Below are 8,487 nucleotides of genomic sequence, written 5' to 3'. Positions count from 1 at the left end.
ATTTAGAACAGCTGGGGTCGTAATTCACGACGGCAGACAAAGTTTTAAATATACTAATGTTCTTATTATATTAGAGCAAACCGTAGAACTACGGGTTCCTGTAGTAAAAACTGGATATAGTTCACTATGTTGCGAGTTTTTAGGATTCTATTTTTATCGGAAATAGCGAAATAATCGAATATAAGAGGTCTTAGAGCTTTTATATAGTTTTTATTGATAGATTGTTCATTTAAATGTTACAAACGGATAGGAACGTATTTAAACGGCTTTTAGGATATATAAGAAAAAAGAAAAGAAGGTATTTATTTACCTTCCTTTTTTTTATTTAAGTATTCCATTAGAACAGTATTTATAAGATTGTTTACACTTCTATTATCTTTTTTGGCCTCCTTCTCTATTTTCTCTTTTAGATCTTTTTTTATTATTAGTGACATTCTAATTTTATCTTTACTTATTGTCATTTTATAACCTTCTTTCTAATTCTTAAATTCTTTTAAAATCTATTTATATATCAAAGTAGTGAGGTTTTTAGACTTATAATTACATAATGATTGTATCATAATTTGGCAATTATTGTATAAAGTTTATTGACTTTTTAGTTAGAAAGTAATAATATTTATTGTATAAGGGTTGTATAACTTTTGTGTAGGAGGGGGAAACCATGGAAAAGAAAAATTATAAAAATGCAATTATAAGAATGATGAATGACATAGATAATATTGAAAATATAAAAAGAATATACAGACTTGTCATGTATATTTATTGCAAAAAGGGGGATTAAAAACAAAATGAAAGAATACATAAAAAATTTAATTGACTCAATAGATGATGAAAAAAATTTAAGACTAATTAAAATATTTATTGAAGGATTTTTAAAACAGTCTAAATAATAAAAAAAAGGTGGCACAAAACTAACAGTTTTATGCCATTTTTTTATTTTTCGTTGAAATTTCAATCAGTTAATTTTTTATATTAATTTTTATGTCAGTTTTTATGTCAGAAATCAAATTTATTTTTAGTAATTTATGGTAATTATGCTTACTTTGTGTTACAATAAAAGAAAGAAAAACATTTTGATATATAAATAGAAGGAGGTTTTAAAATGCCAAACGTAAACGTTAGAATTTCAGATGAACAAAATACAAAATTAAAAAAAGTTATTGAAGATATCGAAAAACAGATGCCAGAAGGTGGAGAAGTTAGCAATTCAACAGTTGTTAGAAAGGCCATAGATAATTTTATAAATGAAAGAGATAGGGTTAAATTAACCTTTGATTTAAATTCTTTATCAGAGGACGAATTGAAAGCTTTATATAGATTAGTTGTTAAAATGTATGAGGTTATTCCGAAAGCAACATGGGAAGGTAGTCCAGAAGCTATAGTATGTGATCTAATGGAAAGTAAATTTATTAATTTAATGAAATCTATTTCAAATTTACAAATTGAAAAAGGCTATTTAAATAAAAATGGAACATTAAAATAAGGTGGTGAAAATATGAATAGAGAAGAATATAAAGCAAAAAGAGAAGAATTAATTAAAGAAGGTCAAAGGCTAATTGATGCTAACAAAATAGAAGAATTTAACGAAATAAAAGACAAAATCGAAAAATTAGACGATGATTTCGAAAAAGAAGCCGTTGCAAAAGCTAATTTTAGAGCTTTACAAGACAATAATAATTTTGTTCCAGGATATATGCAAAGTAATAATACTGTCACTTTTGGAAATGGTGGACATATTACAAAAGAACAACATACAAAGTCATTATTCATAAATAAAAATGAAAAATTTGCTGATAGAATAAAAGTTTCCGAAGAAGATAAAGAAATATTCGGACATGAGGGAGCTTTAGGAGAATTAATAAAGGGTGTTGTTACTGGTAAATGGGATAATAAAGCTATGAAAAATGCAATAACAACTACAACATCAGGAGTATTAATTCCAGCTATATTATCATCACAAATAATAGATTTAGCTAGAAGTATATCTCTATTTACAAGTGCAAACGTTCCTATAATTCCGATGGAAACAGATAATATGAAAATAAGTAGGGTTAAATCAGATCCCATATTTAAATTTAAAAAAGAAGGAGAAGCTGCAACAGAAAGCAATATTGAACTTGATGATGTTAATCTAAAAGCGAAAACTTGTTATGGTTATGCTTATGTTACATTAGAAGCTATAAAATCAAGTAAAAATTTAGAGAATGTAATAAGAAATACCTTTGCTCAATCAATAGCACAAGGAATAGATAAAGCTTTTTTATATGGACAATATAACGAAACAGATTCAAAATTTGATGATTTCGCACCAGTTGGAATACTTAATGATACAGATATAAATTCAATTACTGCAACAGCAAACTCTGGTTATGATGATATTATAAAAGCTATTGGAAAAGTGAAAAAAGCAAATGGAAATCCAACAGTATTTGGATATAATTCAGAAACAGAGGAATTGCTATCTTTATTAAAAACAACAGAAGGACAATATTTAGAAGCTCCAAAATCTGTTCAAAACTTAAATCATATAGTTTCTAATCAATTAGCTTATGATTCTTCAGATGGTAGTGATGCCCTTGTATTTGACCCACAAGCCTTATTAATAGGTCTACAAGAAAATATTCAAATAAAAATTATAGAAGATGAAAAATGTTTAAAAAATGGATTAGTTGGTTTCCAAATATTCACTATGCAAGATTGCTCAACAGTTTATCCTAAGCATATATGTAAGATTACTGGTATTAAATAAGTTTATCCTAAGTTTTAATAAATTTAATTGTGCAGAGTACTGAGTTGATAGAGGTATCGACTTAGTACTTTTAACCATACCGATATATTATAGTAGTCAGATATGAGGTGATAATATGAAAGTTGAGCCAATAAAATCAAAAGATGATATTAGAAATATGTTAGAGATTTTAGAATATAGAAACCCACGAGATAAAATATTATTCGCAATAGGTATATATACAGGACTTAGAATATCAGACATATTAAAGCTAAAAGTTAAAGATATTTACTGTAAAAATAGATTAGAAGTCAAGCAACAGAAAACAAAAGAATATGTATATATTCCTATCAATAAAGAATTAAAGAAGCTTATAAAGGAATATGTGGAAGATAATAACCTAGCAAAGAATGACTATCTAATAAAGAGCAGACAAGGTTATAACAAACCAATAACAAGAGAAAGAGCCTATCAAATACTTAATGAAGCAAGTAGAGATATAGGACTAGATATGAACATAGGAACTCACACAATGCGAAAGACTGCTGGATATAATTTATATATTGCAAGTAATAAAGATGTAGGGTTAGTTATGGAGATCTTAGGACAAAAGGATATGGCAAGTACATTAAGATATATTGGTATTAATAATATGGATATAGATAAATGTATAAGAAAACTTAGTTATTTATAATGAGTTACTTAAAAAAGAATAGTGATAAACTCAAAATTAGGACAAGGCTCAAGTGATTATATAAGAAGGTTTAGAGGACAATGCTCCAGTTTCTCATTCTACACTAAAAGGAAATTCAACAGGCGAATCAGAAGAGAAATCGAGCGAATTATTAATATAAAAACATATAAAAAAATAATAAATAGAAGCTTAAGAAAGAGAAGTAAATAAAATAGAGGTCGGAGAAAATTTTTTTACTCCCCCCCTAAAATAAAATTATTTCTCTCATAGGGAACCTTCGATGTGGACTTTCAAAAAACACACAAGGCAAAATATAGGGGGGTGTAGATATTGGAAAAAGTAATAAATATCAAAACTATTGAAAAAAACAAGAAAATTAAAAAAGAGTTATCGAAATTAAATAAAATATTCAAAGATATACCAGAAGATAAAAAAAATGTTGTAAAAGGTTTAATCGAAAACGCTGCTTTCATGGGTGTAACTCTAAAGGACTTACAAGAATTAATAAATACTAAAGGTTATACAGAAGAATATCAGAACGGAGAACATCAAAAGGGTACAAAGAAATGTCCGGAAGTAGAAATTTATAACACTATGATAAAAAATTATACTAACGTCGTTAAGCAACTTATGGAACTACTTCCAAAACAACCAGATGATGATGATGGATTTATGGCTTTTGTAATGAGTAAAAACGATTAGGGGAATAACAATGGAATTTAAAATTTTAATAGATAGAAAAGAAAATGATAAATACATAATCCAACAACTTAATAAATTCACAAAAATAGAGCGAAAAGGACTTTTATTCGGAGATTATATAGCAGAGGTAAACACTTTAACTGTTCCAGTAATAATAAAAAGACTTTCGAACTATGAAGATTTTTTAAACGTTCTTTTAGATCCAACAAAAGACATTAATAATAATAACCGTTTTTTTAAAGGATTTAAAAGAGCTTACTCAAATAAAAACGAAATTATTCTATTGGTTGAGGACGAAAAATTTTATAAGAAATTATTTTCAGGAAGCATGAGAAACCAAGTTATAAAACTTGAAACTCTATATCCTAATTTAAAAATAGTTCCAATCTCTAAAAAGATTACATCACAGTATATATATCTAGTTTTATATTATAGAGCTAAAAAATATATAAACCATAATAAAAGCTGATGGAATATTACTTAGTTCTAAATTGTTGCTTGTGTCATAAGCAACTTTATATATAAACCATAATAAAAGCTGATGGAATATTACTCCATACAGGGGAACTGATATTATAAAGAGCTATATTACTTTTTAAAAAGGGGATAATTGTATGACTAACCAAGATTACCTACAATGGGAGCCTATGCTAAAAAGGTTAGCACGAAAATATAAAAATAATAAATTTAATTTAGATATGGAAGAGTTAATCCAAATAGGAGCATTAGGCTTAATAAATGTATTTGATACCTATAAAGATGATAAAGGAACTTCAAGATTAAGTTATTATTATACTTGTGTAGAACGATATATATTAAAAGAATTTCAAGGATTAGGAAGGGCAAAAAGATTTTGTAGCAATTTAATTTCTTTAAATAAACAAATAAATAATACTGATGATGAAATATACCTAGAGGAAACAGTTTCAGATGAAAATATAAATGTAGAAAATACGGCATTAGATACATTAATTATAAAAGAGTACATAGACGAAATAGACAAAGTTCTTAAAGGAAATCAAAGAGATATAATTTTTTTAAAAATATTCGATGACAAAACAGACAATGAAATTGCTGATATATTAAACATAAAAGTAAATAAAGTTTCCAAAACATATTCAGAAGCTAGAAATAAACTTGTAAGAAAAAGTAATTTAATTCGATTAAGATTTTTCGAACTAGAAAGATCTAAAGTTAACAGTTGGAAAAGTACAGACTGGGACAAAGATATATATTACGAAAATAAAATAGAAAGTTTAAGAAGAGAACTAGAAAAAGAAAATAAGAAACTATTAGAAAATAAAATGAGCATAAACAAAATGATTAGTAAAAAAATATAAAATTATCCAGTAACTATGGTAAAATATATTTAAGCAATAAAAAAGAGTAGTTACTGGCAATAACTACTCTTTCAGTTTAAAATAATAGGCTCGCAACCATTTATTTTATACAATATTTATACTTATATAAATATTATAACATATTGTTAGAAGTATATACAATATTTATGTATAAAATAAATGGACGAGCCTTCTTAAAACATTTTAAGGAGGTATTTTTTATGCAACAAATAAGTTATTACAAATATGATACAAGAGCATTACAATTCAAATATGGAACACCAGAACATAGATTTTATGATTACCTTATAAGAAAAGAAAACTATTCTAGACTTAAAGGATTACCTATTGGACAAGTAGATATTACAGTTAGAACAGTAGCTAAAGACATTGAAGTTACTGAAAAAGTAGCTAGAAGATTAATTAATCAATTTATAAAAGATGGATTTATAGAATTAATCAGAAAAGCTAATAGCAAAAAAGAATCTAGTATTTATATATTAAAAACTTACACAGAAAATGATGCAAAAAAGGGCACAGTTGAGGGCACAGTTGAGGGCACAGTTGGGGCACAGTTAAACGTTGAAATTCCAACAAAAACAAACAATCAAGGGCACAGTTCGGGCACAGTTGAGGGCACAGTTGAGGGCACACCTAAAATAAATAATATAATAAATAATAAAAATAATAATATAGTGCAAAATGACTTTGCACATGAATGTGATTTGGTTTGGAAAATATACCCTAATAAAAAAGGAAAGGCGAAAGCTTATAAAAAATTACCTAAACTTATAAAAAAATATGGATATGAGCAAGTAAAAAGATGTGTAGAAAGATATTCTTTAGAAGTAAAAGAAACAGATAAACAATATATAAAACATGGAGATACATTTTTTAATGGAGCTTACATAGATTATCTAGATAATAATTACATAGAACCAATAAAAGAACAAAATAGAATAATAGACTTTGAAGCTAGTAGAAAGATAAAAGAGCAAGCCAATAAAGATTTAGCTGCGATTTTAGGTAGAGAGCTTTAGGAGGTAATAAAAATGAGTGAATTATATAACATAGAAGCAGAACAATCAGTACTTGGGTCTATATTACTAGATAAGGATATTATGGAAAAAGTAACCGATATTTTAAAAGAGAAAGATTTTTATAAAGAAGCACATAGAGTAATTTATAAGAGTATGTTAAATCTTTATGAGAATCAATCCGAAATAGATTTAATAACATTGGCAGATGAGCTAAAAACACAGGGATATTTAAAGGAAATTGGTGGTATAGGTTATATAACCAGTTTATCTACTATTGTTCCTACAACAGACAACGTAAAATATTATGCAAATATAGTAAAAAGCAACTCACAAAAAAGAACACTATGGTTAAAAGCTCATACAGTAACAAAAGATTTAGAAAGAGGAGAAAGTATTGATTATACTATGAGTAAATTTGAAGCCGATACACAATCATTGACTTCAGACGAAAACGGAGGAGCAGAAAATATAAATATTATATTACAGGAAGTTTTTAATAATATTGAACAAATACAGCTAGGAAAGTTAGAGGAAAAAATAAAAACTGGTATATCTATAATAGATAAACATACTGGAGGATTTGGAAAAGGGCAATTAATAACAATAGGAGCACCTTCTGGACAAGGTAAAAGTTCCCTTGCATTGCAAATTATTAAAAATATTTGTCTAGAAAAAAATAAAAAACAACCTAAAATACTATATGTAACTAGAGAAATGACAAAGGAAGAGGTAACACAAAGATTAGTATTATCTTATTGTAACATTGGAAATGAAAAATTAGTAAAAGATGGGTTATCTAGTGAGGATTATAAAAATATAATAAATGCAATGAAATTATTTTCTAAGAGTAATTTATATATAGATCAAAGTTCCGCTACTATTTTTGATATACAAAAACAAGTAAGAAAGGTAAAACCAGATATACTGGTAATAGATTATTTACAATTATTACAGCCAACAGATAACAAACTACCAAGAGAAAGACAAGTTGCCGAACTATCTAGAGCATTAAAAAATATGACTATAGATTTAAATATAACAGTTATACAATTAACACAACTAGCTGAAAAAGGAACAGGAACTGGAGATTACAGACCACATGGAGAAAGTTTCACAAGAGAATCAAGAGCGATTTATATGGATAGCAATATAGTTATATATCTATGGGAAGTAAACGGGGATAGGAACTTAGAGGAAGCTATAAAAAGAAGCGAAAGAATTAAAGAACTAGCTACACCTTACGAAGGGGCTAAACCAGAAGTTGATACTTTAAAAGAAAAGATACAAAATTTTAACGACAGTGGATGTACATTTGTAGAGGTAATAGTTGATAAGAACAGAACAGGAACAAAAGGAAGTCAATATTACCTATTTGAAGGTAAAACAATGAATTATTTTCCAATAGGTTAAACTCAATGGAGAATCTCCATTCACTTTTAAAATATAGAATTAACATTAGTATATTTAGAACGCTGACTTACACAATATGTAACTCAGGTCAAGGTAGATATAGAATTAACATTAGTATATTTAGAACAAGGGTATCGCATTTTGCTACCCCCAACAAGGGTATCGCATTTTGCTACCCCCTTACGGCTTAAACCTCGTCAAGGTTTTACCTTTTTAAAAAGAAAAACCACTGCCCTAATTCAAGGCCTGCTCAATTTTGAGCTACCCCGTTAAATTGACGGCTTAGGGTGTCAAGAACTTTACGCCCTATATAACCTAAACTTGTCATGGCTTTCGCCCACAACTTTTAAGTCGATAATATCAACATCACTACTAATGATTTTAGCTGACAACGATTTTGTGGTTAGTCACGGCCGATTTTTCGGCTTTGATATTCAACTTGCAACTCAAGGGGGTTTCGCCGTTGAGTTAGGTCATCTAAAAGTAACATTAGTATATTTAGAACAGCTGGGGTCGTAATTCACGACGGCAGACAAAGTTTTAAATATACTAATGTTCTTATTATATTAGAGC

At 27.6% G+C, this 8,487-nt stretch carries 9 protein-coding genes; 8 read left to right on the top strand and 1 reads right to left on the bottom strand.

Annotated features, from left to right (window positions below):
• Nucleotides 1-302: 302 nt before the first annotated feature.
• The gene (locus tag ABCM86_RS13800) at nucleotides 303-461 is read right to left on the bottom strand and encodes a DNA-binding protein (RefSeq protein ID WP_343004185.1); all 159 of its coding nucleotides are present in this window, start codon (nucleotides 459-461) and stop codon (nucleotides 303-305) included.
• A gap of 641 nt (nucleotides 462-1,102) precedes the next feature.
• On the opposite strand from ABCM86_RS13800, the gene ABCM86_RS13795 reads away from it, so the two are divergent.
• From ABCM86_RS13795 to ABCM86_RS13760, 8 genes are all read left to right on the top strand, one after another.
• Nucleotides 1,103-1,483, top strand: coding sequence for a hypothetical protein (locus ABCM86_RS13795; RefSeq protein ID WP_343004184.1), 381 nt, complete (start codon nucleotides 1,103-1,105; stop codon nucleotides 1,481-1,483).
• 12 nt (nucleotides 1,484-1,495) lie between these two features.
• Complete coding sequence (locus tag ABCM86_RS13790) at nucleotides 1,496-2,749, top strand: phage major capsid protein (RefSeq protein ID WP_343004183.1); 1,254 nt, start codon at nucleotides 1,496-1,498, stop codon at nucleotides 2,747-2,749.
• A 115-nt stretch (nucleotides 2,750-2,864) separates the two neighbouring features.
• Nucleotides 2,865-3,422, top strand: coding sequence for a tyrosine-type recombinase/integrase (locus ABCM86_RS13785; RefSeq protein ID WP_343004182.1), 558 nt, complete (start codon nucleotides 2,865-2,867; stop codon nucleotides 3,420-3,422).
• Between the two features lie 330 nt (nucleotides 3,423-3,752).
• Nucleotides 3,753-4,124: a hypothetical protein gene (locus ABCM86_RS13780; protein WP_343004181.1), complete on the top strand. Its 372-nt coding sequence runs from the start codon at nucleotides 3,753-3,755 to the stop codon at nucleotides 4,122-4,124.
• Nucleotides 4,125-4,134: 10 nt separating this feature from the next.
• Nucleotides 4,135-4,593 (top strand): hypothetical protein, encoded by a 459-nt coding sequence (locus ABCM86_RS13775; protein ID WP_343004180.1) that lies wholly within the window; start codon nucleotides 4,135-4,137, stop codon nucleotides 4,591-4,593.
• 145 nt (nucleotides 4,594-4,738) lie between these two features.
• Nucleotides 4,739-5,464 (top strand): sigma-70 family RNA polymerase sigma factor, encoded by a 726-nt coding sequence (locus ABCM86_RS13770; protein WP_343004179.1) that lies wholly within the window; start codon nucleotides 4,739-4,741, stop codon nucleotides 5,462-5,464.
• Nucleotides 5,465-5,685: 221 nt separating this feature from the next.
• Complete coding sequence (locus ABCM86_RS13765) at nucleotides 5,686-6,504, top strand: hypothetical protein (protein ID WP_343004178.1); 819 nt, start codon at nucleotides 5,686-5,688, stop codon at nucleotides 6,502-6,504.
• A 12-nt stretch (nucleotides 6,505-6,516) separates the two neighbouring features.
• The gene (locus ABCM86_RS13760) at nucleotides 6,517-7,914 is read left to right on the top strand and encodes a DnaB-like helicase C-terminal domain-containing protein (RefSeq protein WP_343004177.1); all 1,398 of its coding nucleotides are present in this window, start codon (nucleotides 6,517-6,519) and stop codon (nucleotides 7,912-7,914) included.
• The last annotated feature ends 573 nt before the right edge of the window (nucleotides 7,915-8,487 follow it).

The sequence above is a fragment of the Clostridium sp. 2218st1_F5_2218SCRN_220325 genome, from assembly GCF_039062665.1.
Taxonomy (GTDB): Bacteria; Bacillota; Clostridia; order Peptostreptococcales; family Peptostreptococcaceae; genus Intestinibacter.
Note: the sequence above shows the minus strand (reverse complement) of the source record. Positions and strands in the feature narration are given on the sequence as shown.

Bases quoted from the DNA above. Each gene is read 5' to 3' on its own strand.
- ABCM86_RS13800 (WP_343004185.1), bottom strand. From the start codon at position 461: ATGACAATAAGTAAAGATAAAATTAGAATGTCACTAATAATAAAAAAA.
- ABCM86_RS13795 (WP_343004184.1), top strand. From the start codon at position 1,103: ATGCCAAACGTAAACGTTAGAATTTCAGATGAACAAAATACAAAATTA.
- ABCM86_RS13790 (WP_343004183.1), top strand. From the start codon at position 1,496: ATGAATAGAGAAGAATATAAAGCAAAAAGAGAAGAATTAATTAAAGAA.
- ABCM86_RS13785 (WP_343004182.1), top strand. From the start codon at position 2,865: ATGAAAGTTGAGCCAATAAAATCAAAAGATGATATTAGAAATATGTTA.
- ABCM86_RS13775 (WP_343004180.1), top strand. From the start codon at position 4,135: ATGGAATTTAAAATTTTAATAGATAGAAAAGAAAATGATAAATACATA.
- ABCM86_RS13770 (WP_343004179.1), top strand. From the start codon at position 4,739: ATGACTAACCAAGATTACCTACAATGGGAGCCTATGCTAAAAAGGTTA.
- ABCM86_RS13765 (WP_343004178.1), top strand. From the start codon at position 5,686: ATGCAACAAATAAGTTATTACAAATATGATACAAGAGCATTACAATTC.
- ABCM86_RS13760 (WP_343004177.1), top strand. From the start codon at position 6,517: ATGAGTGAATTATATAACATAGAAGCAGAACAATCAGTACTTGGGTCT.